At 58.9% G+C, this 17,729-nt stretch carries 17 protein-coding genes and 1 tRNA gene; 5 read left to right on the top strand and 13 right to left on the bottom strand.

Annotated features, from left to right (window positions below; translation table 11 throughout):
- Positions 1-124: 124 nt before the first annotated feature.
- The 3 genes from RBB81_RS02075 to RBB81_RS02065 all read left to right on the top strand — a co-directional run bounded on the left by RBB81_RS02075 (position 125) and on the right by RBB81_RS02065 (position 6,063).
- The gene (locus RBB81_RS02075; protein WP_353072540.1) at positions 125-1,762 is read left to right on the top strand and encodes an ABC-F family ATP-binding cassette domain-containing protein; all 1,638 of its coding nucleotides are present in this window, start codon (positions 125-127) and stop codon (positions 1,760-1,762) included.
- Positions 1,763-2,000: 238 nt separating this feature from the next.
- Entirely contained in the window at positions 2,001-2,402 is a 402-nt protein-coding gene (locus tag RBB81_RS02070) for a DUF2237 family protein (RefSeq protein ID WP_353072539.1), read from the top strand.
- Between the two features lie 274 nt (positions 2,403-2,676).
- Complete coding sequence (locus RBB81_RS02065) at positions 2,677-6,063, top strand: TonB-dependent receptor (RefSeq protein WP_353072538.1); 3,387 nt, start codon at positions 2,677-2,679, stop codon at positions 6,061-6,063.
- Positions 6,064-6,163: 100 nt separating this feature from the next.
- On the opposite strand, the gene RBB81_RS02060 is transcribed toward RBB81_RS02065, so the two are convergent.
- Positions 6,164-6,487: a hypothetical protein gene (locus RBB81_RS02060; protein WP_257025749.1), complete on the bottom strand. Its 324-nt coding sequence runs from the start codon at positions 6,485-6,487 to the stop codon at positions 6,164-6,166.
- A 439-nt stretch (positions 6,488-6,926) separates the two neighbouring features.
- Positions 6,927-7,003: transfer RNA gene (locus RBB81_RS02055), tRNA-Arg, on the bottom strand.
- Positions 7,004-7,126: 123 nt separating this feature from the next.
- Here RBB81_RS02055 and RBB81_RS02050 point away from each other — a divergent pair.
- A complete protein-coding gene (locus RBB81_RS02050; RefSeq protein WP_179586195.1) occupies positions 7,127-7,699 on the top strand; it encodes a DUF2911 domain-containing protein in 573 nt (190 codons plus the stop codon).
- A gap of 55 nt (positions 7,700-7,754) precedes the next feature.
- Here the strand turns inward: RBB81_RS02050 and RBB81_RS02045 are convergent, their stop codons facing one another.
- The 11 genes from RBB81_RS02045 to RBB81_RS01995 form a co-directional block, all read right to left on the bottom strand.
- The gene (locus RBB81_RS02045; RefSeq protein WP_179586193.1) at positions 7,755-8,036 is read right to left on the bottom strand and encodes a hypothetical protein; all 282 of its coding nucleotides are present in this window, start codon (positions 8,034-8,036) and stop codon (positions 7,755-7,757) included.
- Between the two features lies 1 nt (position 8,037).
- Positions 8,038-9,582, bottom strand: a complete 1,545-nt coding sequence (gcvPB, locus tag RBB81_RS02040; protein ID WP_353072537.1) for an aminomethyl-transferring glycine dehydrogenase subunit GcvPB — start codon at positions 9,580-9,582, stop codon at positions 8,038-8,040.
- Between the two features lie 14 nt (positions 9,583-9,596).
- Entirely contained in the window at positions 9,597-9,932 is a 336-nt protein-coding gene (locus RBB81_RS02035) for a hypothetical protein (protein WP_218892508.1), read from the bottom strand.
- Positions 9,933-9,935: 3 nt separating this feature from the next.
- The gene (locus RBB81_RS02030) at positions 9,936-10,280 is read right to left on the bottom strand and encodes a hypothetical protein (RefSeq protein ID WP_353072536.1); all 345 of its coding nucleotides are present in this window, start codon (positions 10,278-10,280) and stop codon (positions 9,936-9,938) included.
- A 2-nt stretch (positions 10,281-10,282) separates the two neighbouring features.
- On the bottom strand, positions 10,283-11,626 hold the full coding sequence (gene gcvPA / locus RBB81_RS02025; RefSeq protein ID WP_353072535.1) for an aminomethyl-transferring glycine dehydrogenase subunit GcvPA: 1,344 nt from the start codon (positions 11,624-11,626) through the stop codon (positions 10,283-10,285).
- Between the two features lie 3 nt (positions 11,627-11,629).
- Complete coding sequence (gcvH, locus tag RBB81_RS02020; protein WP_179586185.1) at positions 11,630-12,019, bottom strand: glycine cleavage system protein GcvH; 390 nt, start codon at positions 12,017-12,019, stop codon at positions 11,630-11,632.
- A 49-nt stretch (positions 12,020-12,068) separates the two neighbouring features.
- Positions 12,069-13,205, bottom strand: coding sequence for a glycine cleavage system aminomethyltransferase GcvT (gcvT, locus tag RBB81_RS02015; RefSeq protein ID WP_353072534.1), 1,137 nt, complete (start codon positions 13,203-13,205; stop codon positions 12,069-12,071).
- A 258-nt stretch (positions 13,206-13,463) separates the two neighbouring features.
- Positions 13,464-14,030: a hypothetical protein gene (locus RBB81_RS02010; protein WP_353072533.1), complete on the bottom strand. Its 567-nt coding sequence runs from the start codon at positions 14,028-14,030 to the stop codon at positions 13,464-13,466.
- The gene (locus tag RBB81_RS02005; protein WP_353072532.1) at positions 14,030-14,479 is read right to left on the bottom strand and encodes a hypothetical protein; all 450 of its coding nucleotides are present in this window, start codon (positions 14,477-14,479) and stop codon (positions 14,030-14,032) included. The genes RBB81_RS02010 and RBB81_RS02005 overlap by 1 nt, the downstream gene beginning before the upstream one ends.
- A 71-nt stretch (positions 14,480-14,550) precedes the next feature.
- The gene (locus RBB81_RS02000) at positions 14,551-16,179 is read right to left on the bottom strand and encodes an acyl-CoA mutase large subunit family protein (RefSeq protein WP_353072531.1); all 1,629 of its coding nucleotides are present in this window, start codon (positions 16,177-16,179) and stop codon (positions 14,551-14,553) included.
- 71 nt (positions 16,180-16,250) lie between these two features.
- Positions 16,251-16,757 carry a hypothetical protein gene (locus RBB81_RS01995; protein WP_353072530.1) on the bottom strand — a complete coding sequence of 169 codons (507 nt, stop codon included), beginning with the start codon at positions 16,755-16,757 and terminating at the stop codon, positions 16,251-16,253.
- Between the two features lie 461 nt (positions 16,758-17,218).
- On the opposite strand from RBB81_RS01995, the gene RBB81_RS01990 reads away from it, so the two are divergent.
- Entirely contained in the window at positions 17,219-17,539 is a 321-nt protein-coding gene (locus tag RBB81_RS01990; RefSeq protein WP_423248047.1) for a hypothetical protein, read from the top strand.
- Positions 17,540-17,729 lie beyond the last annotated feature (190 nt).

The raw sequence follows: 17,729 nt of genomic DNA, 5'->3' as shown, positions 1-17,729 counted from the left end.
TCTTTGCGGTTTCAACGGTAGAGGAATATTCGCCGCAGGGTGTGTCGAACTTCGCGTTTCTCGGCGTATTCACAATGTCTGCGCGGCAAACAGCGCAAAGAAACTGTAAAATGAAAGTAATACCATGATCTCAGTATCCAACGTCACTATGCGCTATGGCTCGAAGCTCCTCTTCGAGGATGTTTCAGTCACCTTCACCACCGGCCGACGCTACGGCCTCACCGGACCCAACGGCGCTGGCAAATCCACCTTCATGAAGTGCCTCACCGGCGAGATCGACCCGCAAAAGGGCACAGTCGTACGCCCAAAGAAGTTGGGCGTACTGAAACAAGATCAGTATGAATTCGACGCCTACCGCGTGGTCGACACCGTCATCATGGGCAACAAGGGCCTCTGGGCCGCTCTTGAAGAGCGCGAGATCATCTACGCCAAGCCCGAGATGACCGACGAAGACGGCTCCCGCCTCGGCGAACTCGAAGGCATCGTCGGCGACGAAGACGGCTACGAAGCCGAGTCCAACGCCGCCGTCCTCCTCCAGGGTCTCGACATCCCCGATGAGCTTCACGAGCGCAAGATGTCCGAGCTGCAGGGCGGCCAGAAGGTTCGCGTTCTTCTCGCCCAGGCCCTGTTCGGCAACCCACAGGCGCTCCTCCTCGACGAGCCCACTAACTACCTTGACCTCGAGTCCATCCACTGGCTCCAGGACTTCCTCACCCGTTATAACGGCACCGTCATCACGATCTCGCACGACCGCCACTTCCTCAACAACGTCTGCACCCACATCGCCGACATCGACTACGAGACCATCATCACCTACAACGGCGGCTACGACGACATGGTCCTCCAGAAGACCAGCATCCGCACCCGCATCGAGAGCCAGAACGAACAGCGCGAAAAGAAGATCGCCCAGCTCAATGACTTCATCGCCCGCTTCTCTGCCGGCACCCGCTCCAGCCAGGTGAACTCCCGCAAAAAAGAAGTAGAGCGCCTCGCAACATCAGAGCTGGCCCGCTCCAACATCGCGCGCCCGTTCATCAGCTTCAAAATGGAGCGCCCCTCCGGGAAAAACGTCCTCGAGTTCGAGCAGGTCAACAAGTCCTACGAGCAGAAGGACGGCAAGACAGAGCATGTCATCAAGAACTTCACCGCCTCCGTCACACGCGGCGACAAGGTCATCCTGATGGGCCGCAATGGGCAAGGCAAAACCACACTCCTCAAAGCCCTCCTAGCGAACGGCCCCGGTATTGAAGAGTCCGACGTCTCCATCGACTCCGGCACCGTCAAGTGGGGACACGAGGTCTCCATCGGCTACTTCGCACAGGATCACAAAGGCTCGATCCAACTCGGCATGACCGCCTCCGACTGGCTTCACCAGTTCGACCCCCAGGCCACCAAGGAAGACATCCGCGGCATCCTCGGCCAGATGCTCTTCAAGGGCGAAGAGGGACTCAAGAAGACCGACGCACTCTCCGGAGGAGAAGCCGCACGTCTGCTCTTCTGCAAAATCATGCTGCAGAAGCCGAACGTCCTCGTGCTCGACGAACCCACCAATCACCTTGATCTCGAAGCGATCAACGCGCTCAATCAGGCGATCCAGAAGTACGAAGGCACGGTCTTCCTCGTCACGCACGACCAGGATCTGATCGAAGAGGCCGGCACCCGCATCTGGCACTTCGAAGGCGGCCCCACCGACTTCCATATCACCGATCACAAGGGACCGTACGAGGAGTACCAGCAACAGCTCGCCATCGCTGCAAAATGACGTCCTGCCGGACGGGCCCGCTACGCGCGGGGCGGTCACTTCGTGACGTGTGTACCGGTCCCGGCAGGATGGACCTCGATGGTTCTCCCGTTGGTCGAAATCAATCTATTCCCCGACCAACGGGAGGACTACGCGAAGCTTTAAAAAGACGTGCGAACGCCCGCCCCGCGCGCAGCGGGCCCGTCCGGCAGGACGTATTCTTTCCAAAAGTGGGATACTAGACCCGTACAGGAGTCTCATGCCCACCGTAGAACCCATCAGAAACCGCGGCAAAAACGTCCTCGGCCAGCCCCTCGACATCTGCGGCTGCGAGCCCATGACCGGCTTCTACCGCACCGGCTGCTGCGAGACCGGCCCCGACGACCACGGCGTCCACACCATCTGCTGCGTCGTCGACGCGCCCTTCCTCGAAGCCTCCAAGGCTCTCGGCAATGACCTCAGCACCCCCATGCCGCAATTTGGCTTTGAAGGCCTCAAACCCGGCGACCGCTGGTGCGTCTGTGCCGCTCGCTGGCTCCAGGTCCAGCAAGCCGGAGCAGCCTGCCCCATCATCCTCGAAGCCACCCACGAGAACACCCTCAAAATCGTCCCCTTCGAGCTCTTAATCCAGTACGCGGTCATCCCCAGCCAACTCCACTAGCCACTTTTCTTCTCACACAAAAACACCACGGAATATCTCAACTTCCTCGTAAAGAGGCGGCTGGCGAGGGCGTTTTGTCGCCTGATGCCAATTCCGACGCTCAAAAGGTCACTTGACAGTCCCCACCCCAAAGCCTGAGTGTTTAAGTACTACAACAAAGTCATTTTAGGTTGCACGCGAACGTCTCCGGAAGACACGAAACCCGGATTCCAATAGCCGCTAACCCTTCACACACCGTTCCTTTTTTAATCGGTGTTTTCAGGAGCCAGTACATATGAAACGTCCCTCCGTCTCTAACGGTTTGCTCGCGTGTGTCGCAGCAGCCCTCCTCGCGTCCCTTAGCTATCCAGTCGTCGCTCAGACAGCCGCAGTTGGCAACATCGCCGGCACGGTCACCGACACCTCTGGAGCTGCCATCCCCGGCGCCGCTGTCGTCGTCACCAACGTCGACACTGGTGTCTCCCGCTCCATCACCACCGGCTCCGATGGCTCCTACAGCGCCACCTTCCTCCAGCCCGGCCACTACGAAGTCGTCCTCGGAGGCGGCGGCTTCGGCAAGATCGACCGCAAGAATCTCACCGTCACCGTTGGCCAGGTCCTCACCGTCGACGCCGCTCTGCCTACCGCCTCCGTCTCCACAGAGGTTCAGGTCTCGACTGAATCCCCAATCATCGACACCGACAAAAACCAGATCTCGCAGACCATCGACCAGCACCTCATCTCCAACTTGCCCGTCAACGGCCGCCGTTGGGATAACTTCGTGCTCGCTACCCCCAACGTTGCCCCCGACGGCAACACCGGCCTCATCAGCTATCGCGGCGTCTCCGGCCTCTACAACACCAACCTGGTCGACGGCGCCAACAACCAGCAGGCCTTCTTCTCCGAGGCACGCGGCCGCTCCATAGGTGCCCCCTACGTCTATCCGCTCGAGTCCATTCAGGAGTTCCAATCCAGCGTCAGCGGCTACTCGGCTGAGCTCGGCCAGGCTGCGGGCGGCATCGTCAACGCGATCACGAAATCAGGAACCAACCAGTTTCACGGCGACGTCTTCGAGTACTACCGCACTCCCGGCTGGAACGCCCTTGACCCCCTCAACAAGTACAACGGGAACCTCACCCACAATCCGTTCCTCCTCAATCAGCCCGTAAAGACACAGAACCAGTTCGGAGTCTCGATCGGCGGACCCATCCTCAAGGACAAGCTCTTCTTCCACTTCACCTACGATGGCTACCGCAAGGTCAACCCCATCACCTATCTCTCCACCTACAACTCCGCGACCACCAGTGTAGCTAACCTTACTCATCTCTGCGACGGCGGCACCACCTACGTCTCGGACGCAGGAAACATCTACCCCACCACCATCACCGGCGTTAGCCCGGCCCAGTGTTCGCAGGCGGTAGACTTCATCCAGACCAAGCTGCTCGGCTCCTTCGCGCGCAATACCAAGCAGGACATCTACTTCCCGCGTCTCGACTACCAGCTCAGCTCGAAGACCCACCTCTCGGCCAGTTTCCTCTTCGAAAACTTCAAGCAGCCCAACGGCTACAACACCTCCACCACCGTCAACAACGGCTCGGTCACGCAGAACGGCGGAGTCAACTTCCACCAGCGCTACGTCGTGGCTAACGCCGAGACCCAACTCACCTCCAACTCGGCCAACGTGGTCCACTTCCAGTGGTCGCGCGACCTTGAGACCGCCAGCACCAACTCCGGCGGCCCGGCTCTCAGCATCGGTAGCTCCACGGTTGGCGTCGCGGCCTATGGCGAGACCTCCGCCCTTCCCCGCGGAGCATTCCCTGACGAGCACCGCATTCAGATCACCGACATCTACTCCACCATCTTCGGCAAGCACTCCGTCAAGCTCGGCGTAGACGTCAATCTCATCCACGAGCAGATCGCCAACCTCTTCGGCGGCGACGGCAGCTTCTCCTACTCCACCGGCACCGTCGAAGCCGAATTCGCCAACTGGATCCAGGACGTCTATCAGGTCAACGGTGGCCGTCACTATAGCTCCTTCTCTCAGACCACCGACCCCATCACCGGCATCGGCGCAGACGACTTCTGGAACAAGAACCTCGATATCTTCGCCGAAGACGACTGGAAGGTCACACCCAAACTCCTCCTCTCGCTTGGTGCGCGATACGACGTCCAACTCGTCCCCCAGCCCGACCGTCCCAACACGACCAGCACTCCGGCCTTCAACGCCACCTCGGTCATCAACACTGACTACCACATGGTCGCGCCCCGCATCGGCTTCGCCTGGAGCCCGCACGAGGGAACCGTCGTCCGCGGCGGATACGGGCTCTTCTTCGGCCTGACCTCCAACTCCACCTGGTACACCCTGCGCCGCGAAAACGGCGTCTACCAGCAGCAGTTCAGCACTCGCACCTACAGCCCCAGCGGTACATACAGCGCAATCACCGGCGCTCCCGCCGGCGGCCCCAACCGTAAATTCAACGGAAACTCCGGCGCAGTTTACGATAGCTTCGCACCGCAGGGCGGCATACCAGCCTTCACGCCTCCCGGACCAGCTCCCATCAACCAGGTCACCGGAGCCCCAACGCCCGCCTTCAACCCAGGCCTCCCAGCGTCCACCCTAAACATCCGTGGCGCCGCACCCAACTTCCTCAACCCCTTCACCCACTCCTATGACCTGGCAGTCGAGCAACAGCTTCCGCTCCACTCCACCCTCTCCATCGGCTACGTCGGAACCCGCGGCATGCGTCTTCCCATCTTCGTCGACACCAACGTGGACCCCGTCAACGGCGTCATCTCGAACCGCCCCTACTACTCCTCCAGTGCATCCGGCATCACCCCTATCATCGTTCCCATCTACACCAAGCGTCTCTCCACTGCCACCGGCTCCATCCTCACCGGCCAATCGGACGTCAACAGCTGGTATCACTCCATGGCGGTCTCCGTTCGCAAGCCCCTCAGCTACGGCGTCGAGGTCCTCGCCAACTACACCTGGGCCAAGACCATGGACGGAGGACAGTCCGGCGCACCTAACGGTACCTTCAACGGCACCGACGCTCCTCTGATCCCCTTCGCCGAAGGTCACCGTCAGGGTCGCGGCGCAGAATATGCCCGCTCCGACATCGATCAACGCGGCCGCTTCGTCGGCTCCATCGTCGCTACGTCGAAGCTCCCCATCGCCAACCGCTACGCCGCCTACGCCGCCAACGGCTGGCAGCTCTCCGGAAGCTACACCGCACAGACTGGATTCCCCGTCACCGGCTTCATCAACGGGACCATCTCCTCCGCGCTCGGTGGGGGCGACGGCGGTGTTACCGGCGCAGTCCTCACCTCCGGCACCGGAACCCGTGTTCCCGATCAGATCGCTCGCCGCAACGCCTTCACCGGCCCCGGCGTTCACAACTTCGACTCCCGCGTCTCCCGCAGCTTCCCGGTCCACGAAGGCATGGCAATCGAAGTCGCAGCAGAGGCCTTCAACCTCCTCAACCACCGCAACATCCTCTCGGTCAACAACTCACTGGTCAACTACACGGCAGCCTCCACCGCTGCTTCACCAACCAGCTGCAACTTCCCAGGATCGTCAGGCTGCTTCGCTCCCAACCCATCCTTCGGAACCCCCACCAGCACCTCCAACATCCTCTACGGACCCCGCCAGATCCAGCTGCTAGGCAAGTTCGTCTTCTAACCAACTCAAACGTAACCAGCAACAGGCAAAAGGCGGCGGCCCCGGTGTAATCGGAGCCGCCGCCTTCCCCTTTTAACTAGCGAAAAATCGCTTGAAACAACTAGTGAACAGTCCGATTGCCCGGCGAGACTTCCTGAATCATCCAGAAGAGAAAAGCGGTGGACAATCCAAAGAGCAACCATCCATTGAGCGCCTCAATCGGTCCCAGCAGTCGCCAGCGATCTTCCAGAAACAGATTCTGATGTCCGTATGTTGTCATCGCGCCGAACGAATAGAGCATCGCAGCCTTCGGATCTGGGAGAGCACCAATGACGTAGTAGGCGACAGCCCAGATGCTGGTCTCTATCCCGTGCATAAGAGTTAAGACGAGAGTTGTAGCACCCATCACCACGGCAAATGCGGGCGTTCGGTGGCGGCGCTTCATAATATTCTGTGAAATCCGCAGCGACCTTTGGCTTATGAGCCCGAGGCCCAGCACATGAATAATCACTGTTATTACGATCAAAGGACAGCCCCATAACCAGTCTGCGCGCCAGGGCGCAGGAGATTCCATGAGAAAGCCGGAAGCTACGTGCGCCATGCTCATTCGGACCCTTCCTAAGTGGCTATCGGGGCAAGTTACCGCAGATGCCGTTGCTCTCTTCTTTGCCACGCACGCTTCTTCGAGCGAAATGGAATCGGCGCAACTGCATGCATTCCGTTCGCGACGAAGTAAGAAACAAAATAGTTAGAAAAGTTCGCCTGGGATATTGGTAAAACTCTCAGTCCCTGACGTTTCTGGTAGAGGGAGACTAGAGACACAAATCTCCTTCGTCCCGCAAAGTCAGCTTTGGGGGAACTGGCCATCTATATCGATGTGGGTGTGGTGCGCCCGAGAAGATTCGAACTTCTGACCTACAGCTTCGGAGGCTGCCGCTCTATCCAGCTGAGCTACGGGCGCATACCTCTAGCCTAGCACGATCGCCCCTGGTTGACAGCCCGAGCCCACCCAGTGGAGCATCAACTCCAGCACCGAAAAGCCTTCCTAACCGCAGCCCAGCGCATCACGAAAGAGAGACCAAGAATGCACCTCCGCTCCCTCGCCCTAGCCGCCTGTTGCACTCTCCTCACCACCGCAACCACGCTCCAGATCAACGCGCAGAGCGGAGGCGTAAAGATGGACAGCGCTCAACCGTCGGCAAAGCCCCTCGCCAGCCCCGCCGCCACCGCCGAGGTCAGCCTCAACGGCAAGCAGGTCACCATCAAATACAATTCGCCCCGCCTCAAAGGCCGCACCATCGGCACCACCATCGTCCCCTACGGCCAGGTCTGGCGCACCGGAGCCAACCCCGCCACCACCCTCATCACCGCCACCAACCTGAAGATCGGCACACTCGATGTCCCCGCCGGCACCTACACCGTCTACACCCTGCCCAACGCCAGCCAGTGGCTGCTCATCGTCAACAAGCAGACCGGCCAATGGGGCACCGAGTACTCCGAAGCGCAGGACCTCGGCCGCACGCCCATGACCAGCCAGACCCTCCCCGCCTCGCAGGAAAACATGTCCATCTCCTTCGAACACACCAACGGCGCCACCACCGAGCTCCACGTCAAATGGGCCACCACCGACGAATATGTAACCGTCAAAGCTCAGTAAGCGAACTCAGCGATTCAAGACCGACGGAATAAGTCGAAGCGGCGAGTAGAGATCCCTACTTCGCCGCCTCCTTCTCCAGTTCGAGCCGATCCAGCCTCAACCGTTCCATCACCGAGGCCACCAGCTCCTTCGCTCCGTTCAGATTCATCAACACTGCCTGCAGATCCAGCGCCGGAATCGCAGGATTTCGCGTACTCGCGCAATAAACCCCATGCTGCCCAATCAGGATCAGCGCATCGGTCAGCACATCCAGCGTCACCGCCAGCCGCCCACGCGCCTCTCCCATCATGAACTCGTACTTCTCAAGCTCGTCCTGCCGATCGTAGAAGACGGACACGCTACCACTCCTTCGCGGCCGTATCGACCAGCACAGGCTCCGCAGCCACAGGGGCCTTCCAGCGCAGAATCGGCTTCCTCGCCGCCGTCGTCTCATCCAGTCGCTGCAGCCGCGTCGTATGCGGCGCCGTCTGCACCAGCTCAGGATTCTCCTCCGCCTCACGCGCAATCTGTTTCAGTGCATCGATCAGCAGATCAAGCTCCTCGCGACTCTCGCTTTCGGTCGGCTCAATCATCATCGCGCCGTTGACCACCAACGGGAACGAAACCGTATACGCATGGAAGCCGTAGTCGATCAGGCGCTTGCCCATATCGCCTGTCTTCACGCCGTTCTTCGCCTGAATCTTGTCCGAGAACACAACCTCATGCAGCGACCGCGTCTTGTACGGCAACTCGAACGTGCCCTCAAGCTTCGCGCGAATGTAGTTCGCATTCAACACCGCATCTTCGGTCGTCTGCCGCAGCCCATCCGGCCCATTGGCCAGAATGTAAGCGAGCGCCCGCACAAACATTCCGAAGTTGCCATAGAACATCCGAACGCGCCCCACACTCTGCGGCCGGTTGTACTCCAGCCCCAGCGTCCCATCTGCCTTCGTCACCACCACAGGGGTAGGCAGAAACGGCTCCAGAATCTTCTTGCAAGCCACCGGCCCCGACCCCGGACCACCGCCACCATGCGGCGTAGAAAACGTCTTATGCAGATTCAAATGCATCACGTCTACGCCGAAATCACCCGGTCGCGTCTTGCCCACCAGCGCATTCATATTCGCGCCGTCCATGTAAAGCAGCGCGCCCTTCGCATGCAGAATGTCCGCAATCTTATGAATGTCGCTCTCGAACACACCAATCGTTGAAGGATTCGTCAGCATCAGCGCGGCAGTATCTTCATCGACCATCCGCTCCAGCTCAGCCACATCCACCATGCCCTGAGCATTCGACTTCAGGTTGGCAACCTCATACCCGCAGACCGCCGCCGTCGCCGGGTTGGTCCCATGCGCCGAATCCGGAATCAGGATCTTCTTCCGCGGATTGCCCTTCGACTCGTGATAAGCCCGCACCAGCAGAATCCCCGTAAACTCCCCATGCGCGCCCGCCGCCGGCTGCAGTGTAATCGCATCCATGCCTGTGATTTCGATCAGTGCATCGGACAGCGTCTTCATAATCCCCAGGCACCCCTGCGACAGCGACTCCGGCTGATAAGGATGCGCCTCCGCAATCCCCTCCAGTCGCGCCACCGCCTCATTCACACGCGGGTTGTACTTCATCGTGCAGCTTCCCAGCGGATACATCCCCAGATCAATCGCATAGTTCCACGTCGAAAGCCGCGTGAAGTGCCGAATGATCTCGATCTCGCTCAGCTCCGGCATCACGCCCAAGTCGGTACGCACTGCGTCGCCCAGCAGCGCAATCGAATCCACCGCAGGCACATCCAGCTCCGCCAGCCTATAAGCCTTCTTCCCAGGCGAAGACTTCTCAAACATCAAATCTTCGTTCTGATTCGTGTGCGTCGTAGCCTTCTTCGGCGTCCCTACGAACTTTTCAGACATAATCGCTCAGCTTTCTATGTGTGCGTCTGTTGCTTCAGCTCTGGTTTCTTTCGAATCTCAGTCCAGTACTCTTCGCGAACGTCCTCATCAATTTCAGTCGCAATATTCGTAGCGTACAGTGAATCTCCGCCCCTCTTCTTCGGTCCCGAGATCCAATAGGGTTCGGAGGTTGCAACATCGAAGTAGTTCGCCTTGAAACCATTTCCTTTCAAGCTTCGAAAGGCTTTACCTGCGTAATAGACTGTGTCGCCCGTTTTTGAGAAAGTGACACGTCCGATTCTTCCCGGCCCGGTCAATCCATCGCCTTTGTACTCGATGTACATGATCTTGGGCTTGATCGAATGAGCCATCGCCTAGAACTCCTGCGCATCCGCTGCGCCTCCGGTCTCCGAGTAGCTCCCCGACTCCGGTCCATCCAAATCTTCTTCCCGCAAAGAAAGCCCAAATACCGTGCCATTCTCAAACTCAATCGTCAGCGCATTGCCCTCTTCAAGCGATGCCTCCACGACCTTGTCATTAATCTGCGCGCACAAAGCATTCCGATACTCCGGCTCTCCATAAGCCACCGAAAACTCCGGAAACAAAACGTGCGGCCATGCATGCAACGTCAGCAGAGGAGCCTCAAACCGAAGCTGCAGAAAATCTTCAACGAACTCAACCGCCTTCAACTCCTCGCCAACAATCGCCGACACATCCATGGCTAAGCCTTCTTGCCTGCAAGCGCGGCAGCCGCAGCATCCATCTGCTTCCGCGTCGTCAGCTCTGTCGCGCACCACAGACTCGCATTCGACCCAAGCTCCGGATACCACTTCGCCAGCGGCAATCCCCCGATGATCTTCTCGCCAAGCAGAGCAGCGTTCGTCGCCTCAGCACTCTTAGGCAGCTCCAGCACAAATTCATGAAACCGCGGCGCCCCATCAAACAAAACCTTCGCGCCAACAGAAGCACCAAGCACACCCTGCAAATAAGCCGCCTTCGCCAAATTCTGCTCGGCCAACTCCTTCATCCCCTGCTTGCCATACACGCTCAGGAAGATCGTCGTCATCATCGCAACCAGCGCCTGATTCGTGCAGATGTTCGAAGTCGCCTTCTCCCGCCGAATATGCTGCTCGCGCGTCGACAGCGTCAGCACAAAACCGCGCTTGCCGTCTATATCCTTCGTCTCGCCGATCAGTCGTCCCGGCATCTGCCGCAGAAACTTCTCCTTGCAAGCAATCACGCCGCAGTAAGGCCCGCCGTATCCAACCGCCACGCCATACGACTGCGCCTCCAGCGAAACAATATCCGCCTCAGCCGGCGGCCTTACAATTCCCAGCGACACCGCCTCCGCAATCGAAACAATCAGCAGAGCGCCCTTCGCATGAGCAACCTCTGCAATCGCCGCAACATCTTCAATCGTCCCGAAGAAGTTCGGCGACTGAATCAACACGCAAGCCGTATCCTTCGTAATCGCTGCATCGAGCGCCGCAAGATCCGCGCGCCCATTCGCCGAGTATCCAACCTCAACGGTCGGAATCTCCTGGTGCTGCGCATACGTAGCAATCACCTCGCGGTACTCCGGATGCACCGTCCGCGCAATCACCGCGCCATCGCGGCCGGTCACGCGCACCGCCATCATGATCGCCTCTGCCGCGCCGGTCGAACCGTCATACATCGACGCGTTCGCAATCTCCATTCCCGTCAGCTCGCAGATCATCGTCTGGAACTCGAACATCGCCTGCAGCGTGCCCTGCGAGATCTCCGGCTGATACGGCGTATAGCTCGTCAAAAACTCACCGCGCTGCACCAGCGAGTCGATGATCACCGGCCGATAGTGCCGATAAACTCCCGCGCCCAGAAAGCTCGAATAACCAACCGCATTCTTCTCGGCAAACTCGCGAAAGCGATCGAGAATCTCCGACTCCCCATGCTGCCGTGGAATCTTCAGATCACGCTTCAGTTGAAACTCCGCTGGAATCGTAGAAAACAGATCGTCGATCGACGCCACGCCAATCTCGGCAAGCATCTCCTCGCGATCCACGGGGGACTTCGGCAAATAGCGCATCTTTTAGTGTCCGGTCTCTTCGCTGGTAAATTTCTCGTAGTCCGCCGCGGTCAAAAGTCCATCGACCTGCTTCGCATCCGCAAGCTCAACCTTCAACAGCCAGGTCGTATTCGCATCCGTGTTGATCTTCTCCGGAGCGTCTTTCAACTCTTCGTTGATCGCCGTCACCTTGCCCGACACCGGCGCAAAAAGATCCGACACAGCCTTCACCGACTCCACCGACCCGAAGCTCTTTGCAGCCTCAACCGTATCGCCCACCTTCGGCAGATCGACAAACACAATGTCGCCGAGCGAGTTCTGCGCGTAGTCCGTGATGCCGACGGTTCCAATGTTGCCGTCGACCTTGATCCACTCGTGTTCCTTCGTATAGCGGTAATCCGCAGGATAAGCCATTCGTCGTTCTCCAGAAAAAGTGTGTGTAACTCAATTGTAGATGCTGCGGCTATGCGGATTTCTTCGCCCGTTTATAGAAGGGAAGCGGAACAACCTTCGCCTTCACCATCTGGCCGCGAATCTCCACGGCAACCTCGGTATCAAGCGCGGTGTATTCCACAGGCACATAGGCCATGGCAATATTCTTTTTCAAAAACGGCGACGGCGAACCGCTGGTAATCTTGCCAAGCCGCATTCCTTCAACCGAAAACACGGTATATCCATCCCGCCCAATCCCGCGCTCGATCATCTCCAGCCCAACGAGCTTGCGGCCCGGCCCACCCGCCGCCTCTATCGCCAGCAACGCGGCGCGCCCAACAAACTCCGGCTTGTCGAGCTTCGCATACCGCCCCAGCCCCGCCTCAAACACATTGATCGTGTCCGAGATCTCATGCCCATACAGCGCCATTCCAGCCTCGAGCCGCAGCGTATTCCGCGCCCCAAGCCCACATGCCAGAATCCCGAACTCAGCGCCCGCCTCCAGCACCTCGCCCCACACCCGCGCGCTCGTCGGCTCATCCGATGGAATATAAATCTCAAATCCATCCTCGCCGGTATATCCCGTGCGAGCGATCATCACGTTGTGCAGCCCGCACACCTGCCCCCACGTGAACCAATAGTTCTTGATCGTGCTCAAATCCGTCGAGGTCAGCTTCTGCAGCGTCTGCGCGGCTCTCGGCCCCTGGATCGCAAGCTGCGTGTAATAGTCGCTGAAGTCGTTCACATGCACGCCCGGCATATGCCCTATCGTCTGCCGCACCCACTGCACATCCTTCTCCCGCGTCCCTGCATTAATCACAATCAAGTAATCATTCTCCGAAAGCTTGTGCACGATCACGTCATCAACAAAAGTCCCATTCGGGTACAGCATCGCCGAGTAGTGCGCCTGCCCAACCGCCAGCCTCGAAGCGTCGTTCATGCAAAGATGCTGCACCGCTGCCAGCGATCCCGGCCCACGCAGTTGAATATCCCCCATGTGCGACACATCGAACACGCCCACCGCCGTCCGCACCGCCATGTGTTCCGCAATCAATCCGCAGCAATCCACCGGCATATCCCATCCGCCGAAGTCGACCATCTTGGACTTAGCTGCCCGGTGCACCGCGTTCAGTGCTGTCTTGCGAAGTGGTGTCATTGTCTCTGCCATGGGCTACTTCCTTCTATCTCTCTCGTGAATGCTGACCACTAAAACGATAGCATCCGGCACCCGCATTCAACCACCCGTCCAGATTCGCGCTTTCACCCAATCAATGCATCCCGTTCCCCAAAAACTTCGTCAACTTCCCCTGAATCAAGCACAAGGCTCGCGCCGCTTCATCGAAGCATCGCTGGAGATGCAGACGCAAAGAGTGGTGGGATGTCTCACACTCTTTCGAAGCCTCCGTGCGCAGCAGCACGCTCCGGACTACTCTCTCGCAGACTGCGCCCGCACTGTCTCCACCCGCTGTTTCAAAGCCTCAAAACCAGTGTCCGTCACCTTACCCGAGGTCTGCCACCGCACGCCGCCCTGTCCATCAACAACGAGAACGTAGGCATCCTCTGCACTGGAGTATCGCGCAATCGTTCGCCACTCTGCCTCATGGGAAAAAACCGGCAAAAAATGCGGCTGTTCTGCTTCCGGCACGCCGGACTTGATCGACTTCACGACCATACCGCGAATTAGCTGCGGCACGGACTCTAGCACCGGCATCTGGAAGTACATTACGTCGTGCGAGTCGCGATAGCTCTGGGCTAGCCGCTGTCCCCAACCTTTGCAGACACCGCCTGAGCTCTTCGAAAAGCCGAGCACCAGCACGCCGACCCCACCTTTCAATTGCTGCGGCAGAGACACCGGTCGCCCGGCAAATGTAGTCCCTTGGAAACTCGGAATCCTCACCGTTGCAACCTGACCCGCAGGCGACGGCACGAACCATCCGGCTAGCAGAATCCCCAGTGTCAGCCTCCACACCGCTCCTCCAAACGTAGTCCGCATCAGCCCAGCACCTTCACCGTCCAGAACAGAAAAACCAGGGCATAGCCATTGATCAAGGCGGTCCGTAACCAATGGGTCCTCAAAATCTTTGCCAGGTATGGACTCTCCGGTCCGCATTCATCCCTTGCCAGCCGGCCCTGCCACCGTCCCCAGAACGCAGCCGTCAGAAGGATCGAAAGCGACTGAAACACCAGCGCCGCCCACCCACACCACCCCGGCGAACCGACCGGGTGGTACCAGAGCAGCGCGATGTTGCCCAGAAGGGCTAATCCCACCGGAGCAAATATCCAGTACGGAATCTTACGAAAGTGGACCATTTGCACATCGTGGAACTGTGCACGCCCGATCAGCCTCCACGTTCGGAAGATGTCGATCTCGTGGGCCCAGATCGTTCCAACGTTGTAGAACGCAAGGGCAAGATTCAACAGAAGGAATACGCTCGCGCTCATAATCCAATCCTCCAACCGATTCTAAAAACGAAGGCGGCCACATTCCACCCACCAGCCTTCTTGCCCTCGCTTCAGACCACAACACTCTCCCGATACTCTCCAAACACCCGCCGCAGTGCATCCGCCACCTCGCCCACGGTCGCCATCGCCTCTACCGCTTCCACAATCCTCGGCATCAGGTTCTCCCCGCTCCGGGCCGCATCTTCCACGCATGCCAGCGTCGCAGCATGAACCCCCGCATCCCGTCGTGCCCTTAGCGCACGAATACGCTCCACCTGCCGCCCCTCCAGCGCTTCATCAATCCGCTGAATTGGCACCGCAACTTCCTGCTCACTTGCAAACTCATTCACCCCAACAACAATCGCTTCCTTCGCATCCACGGCCTGCTGATACTCATAAGCCGCATTTTGTATCTCCCGCTGCACATATCCCCGCTCAATCGCCCGAAGCATCCCGTACTTGCCGCCCAGATCAAAACGAGCGATCGTAGCAAGATACTCCTCAGCACGCCGCTCAATCTCATTCGTCAGCGACTCCACATAGAACGATCCCGCCAGCGGATCAACCGTCTGTGCAACCCCACTCTCATGCGCCAGAATCTGCTGCGTCCGTAGAGCAATCCTCGCCGCATTCTCCGTCGGCAAAGACAGCGCCTCATCGAACCCATTCGTATGCAGACTCTGCGTTCCGCCCAACACCGCCGCCAGCGCCTGCAGCGTCGTTCTCACCACATTGTTCTCCGGCTGCTGCGCCGTCAGCGTAGACCCCGCCGTCTGTGTATGAAACCGCAGCATCCAGCTCCGCTCCTTCTTCGCGCCAAAGTGCTCCCGCATAATCTGCGCCCACATTCTCCGGGCCGCGCGAAACTTCGCCACCTCTTCCAGCAGGTTGTTATGCGAGTTGAAGAAGAAACTCAGTCGCGGAGCAAACGCATCCACATCCAACCCCGCATCGATGGCAGCCTGCACATACGTCATGCCATCGGCCAGCGTAAACGCCACCTCCTGAACCGCCGTACAACCAGCCTCGCGCATGTGGTAACCCGAGATCGAGATCGTATTCCACTCCGGCACCTCCTCCGCCGCCCACGCGAAGATGTCCGTCACCAGCCGCATCGCATGCGTCACCGGATAGATATACGTCCCGCGCGCAATGTACTCCTTCAAAATATCGTTCTGAATCGTCCCACTCAGCTCTTTGATCTTCGCCCCCGTCCGTTTCGCCACGGCGACATACAGCGCCAGCAGGATCGAAGCTGTCGCATTGATCGTCATCGACGTCGAGATCGTATCCAGCGCAATTCCATCGAACAACCGCTGCATATCCTCGAGCGAATCAATCGCCACCCCGACCTTCCCCACCTCACCCAGCGCCAGCGGCGAGTCCGAGTCATACCCAATCTGCGTCGGCAGATCGAAAGCCACACTCAAGCCCCCTCTGCTCTTTGCTCCAGCCCCATGCGCCAGCAGAAATTTGTACCTCTTATTCGACTCCTCCGCATCGCCCATCCCCGCATACTGCCGCATCGTCCATAGCCGCCCGCGATACATCGTCGGCTGAATCCCCCGCGTAAACGGATACTCCCCCGGCTCGCCCACCATCGCCGCAGCATTGAAGCCTTCAAGATCCTCAGCCCGATAGACCAGCTCCACCGGAATCCCGGAGCTCGTCTCCGGCTGCTTCAAGTCCGCCTGCTTCAAATTGTTTTTCCCGTCGTCAGACATGCCGAACAAGTGTACCCGTCCGCACACCTCCCCAGCGACGGCGAACGTTAGCTCCGCTTGCCCCTGCGACTCGCCTTCACAAAACTGCTGAAGCAAAAATATCCAAACACCACTGCCATCGCCACCGCCAGCAGCAAATGCATATGCGCGTCATGATTCCCCGCTGCCTCGTGCCACTCCCCACGCATCTTCCACGCATTGCTCACCGCAAACACCGCGAAGATCCCGAAGAAAACCCCGGTAAACTCCAGCCAAAGCTGATTCGAAGCCTTCACAAACGGGCCCCAGATGGCCTCGCCAAATCGCCTCCCGCCGCGCTTCAAGCCCCGTCCCGTCTCGACCGCCTGAGCCGTCGTCCGCGCGGCCTTCTCCCCCAGCCGGGCACCCGACGCCTCGGCCTTGCTCCGGTCGCCACTCCCCCCACCAACCTGGGCGCCCGCCGTCTTCGCCGCCGTGGGGTTAGGCGCCTTCGCCGCATCCACCGCCGTCGCCAGCGTCTTAGCCGCCAGCCGAGCCCCGATTCCAAGCGTACGACCGAACCGAACCGAATCCATACCTGAGTGTAGCCGTTCCTCACGCCTCAACGAAACCATTCCCATCCCGACCGCGCCACGGTTTTCATCAACATTTACCTTCGCCCGGCGCATCGTTTCTCCGAAGATCGGAATCAGACACAAATAGGGGGCAACACGATGAAGAGTACTCTTTGGATGATTGGCGGATTCTGTGCCGCAGCTGCTGGTTTTCTGGTCCTCGGATGCCGCCGCACCCCAACCGTAGAGCTTCTCTGCCACAGATTAGAAGACACTTGGGCCGACCATCACACTGTTGTTGAAACCACTTAGCTTCCTATACCACCTCCGTGCAAGAAATGCCGTTGCAGCGGAAACCGCCATGGGCGTATTCTTTAATCAGTGGTAGCGATTCAGACATACCCGCAATGCCGTTCCCGCCGGTCACCTTCGCTGGGAATACCCGATGCGTGGAGTAGTTCGAACGATAGGGCAGCCTGGAGGTGGCATTGAATCAGAAGGTCAAAAACCTGATACAGAAACTTGGCGAAGCAATCCACGAGTCCGTCTCGGAGTCGGAGGATATAGCAGGCGTCGTCAAAAACATCCGCGAACAGGGTTTTGATGTCCTCCTCATGCTTGAGGCCACCATCGGTCTCAACGAGGTTGAGGCAGAAGCCGATGAGGCCACCGATGCTGCCGACGAAGGCATCGAGGGGCCATTCACCTCAAACGACGTAACCTTTCTGAAGTCCTTGCGCATTAGTCTCACTGAAGACGAACCAACAGACACCACCGACTCTACCGGCATCACCGAAGTCTGACCACCGAAGTCGACGCAGTCCCTGATGCGACGAGGTCCAGGCTCGCATAAGTCGAGCTTCCTCGCCTCCGCTGCGCCCTCCACATTCCAAAGTCAATCTCTCCATGGTAGACTCGCGTTTCCCTGTAACACGTGGGTCGCTTTGTGCATCTGACTGACGTGCTACGAAGCTCAGCCGCCTAACGCAGAAG

Source organism: Tunturibacter gelidoferens (assembly GCF_040358255.1).
Taxonomy (GTDB): Bacteria; Acidobacteriota; Terriglobia; order Terriglobales; family Acidobacteriaceae; genus Edaphobacter; species Edaphobacter gelidiferens.
This window is presented reverse-complemented; position numbering and strand designations above follow the sequence as displayed.

What these genes read in the sequence shown, in the direction of transcription:
- RBB81_RS02075 (WP_353072540.1), top strand. Translation starts at nt 125, where the DNA reads ATGATCTCAGTATCCAACGTCACTATGCGCTATGGCTCGAAGCTCCTC.
- RBB81_RS02070 (WP_353072539.1), top strand. Translation starts at nt 2,001, where the DNA reads ATGCCCACCGTAGAACCCATCAGAAACCGCGGCAAAAACGTCCTCGGC.
- RBB81_RS02065 (WP_353072538.1), top strand. Translation starts at nt 2,677, where the DNA reads ATGAAACGTCCCTCCGTCTCTAACGGTTTGCTCGCGTGTGTCGCAGCA.
- RBB81_RS02060 (WP_257025749.1), bottom strand. Translation starts at nt 6,487, where the DNA reads ATGAAGCGCCGCCACCGAACGCCCGCATTTGCCGTGGTGATGGGTGCT.
- RBB81_RS02050 (WP_179586195.1), top strand. Translation starts at nt 7,127, where the DNA reads ATGCACCTCCGCTCCCTCGCCCTAGCCGCCTGTTGCACTCTCCTCACC.
- gcvPB (WP_353072537.1), bottom strand. Translation starts at nt 9,582, where the DNA reads ATGTCTGAAAAGTTCGTAGGGACGCCGAAGAAGGCTACGACGCACACG.
- RBB81_RS02035 (WP_218892508.1), bottom strand. Translation starts at nt 9,932, where the DNA reads ATGGCTCATTCGATCAAGCCCAAGATCATGTACATCGAGTACAAAGGC.
- RBB81_RS02030 (WP_353072536.1), bottom strand. Translation starts at nt 10,280, where the DNA reads ATGGATGTGTCGGCGATTGTTGGCGAGGAGTTGAAGGCGGTTGAGTTC.
- gcvPA (WP_353072535.1), bottom strand. Translation starts at nt 11,626, where the DNA reads ATGCGCTATTTGCCGAAGTCCCCCGTGGATCGCGAGGAGATGCTTGCC.
- gcvH (WP_179586185.1), bottom strand. Translation starts at nt 12,019, where the DNA reads ATGGCTTATCCTGCGGATTACCGCTATACGAAGGAACACGAGTGGATC.
- gcvT (WP_353072534.1), bottom strand. Translation starts at nt 13,205, where the DNA reads ATGGCAGAGACAATGACACCACTTCGCAAGACAGCACTGAACGCGGTG.
- RBB81_RS02010 (WP_353072533.1), bottom strand. Translation starts at nt 14,030, where the DNA reads ATGCGGACTACGTTTGGAGGAGCGGTGTGGAGGCTGACACTGGGGATT.
- RBB81_RS02005 (WP_353072532.1), bottom strand. Translation starts at nt 14,479, where the DNA reads ATGAGCGCGAGCGTATTCCTTCTGTTGAATCTTGCCCTTGCGTTCTAC.
- RBB81_RS01995 (WP_353072530.1), bottom strand. Translation starts at nt 16,757, where the DNA reads ATGGATTCGGTTCGGTTCGGTCGTACGCTTGGAATCGGGGCTCGGCTG.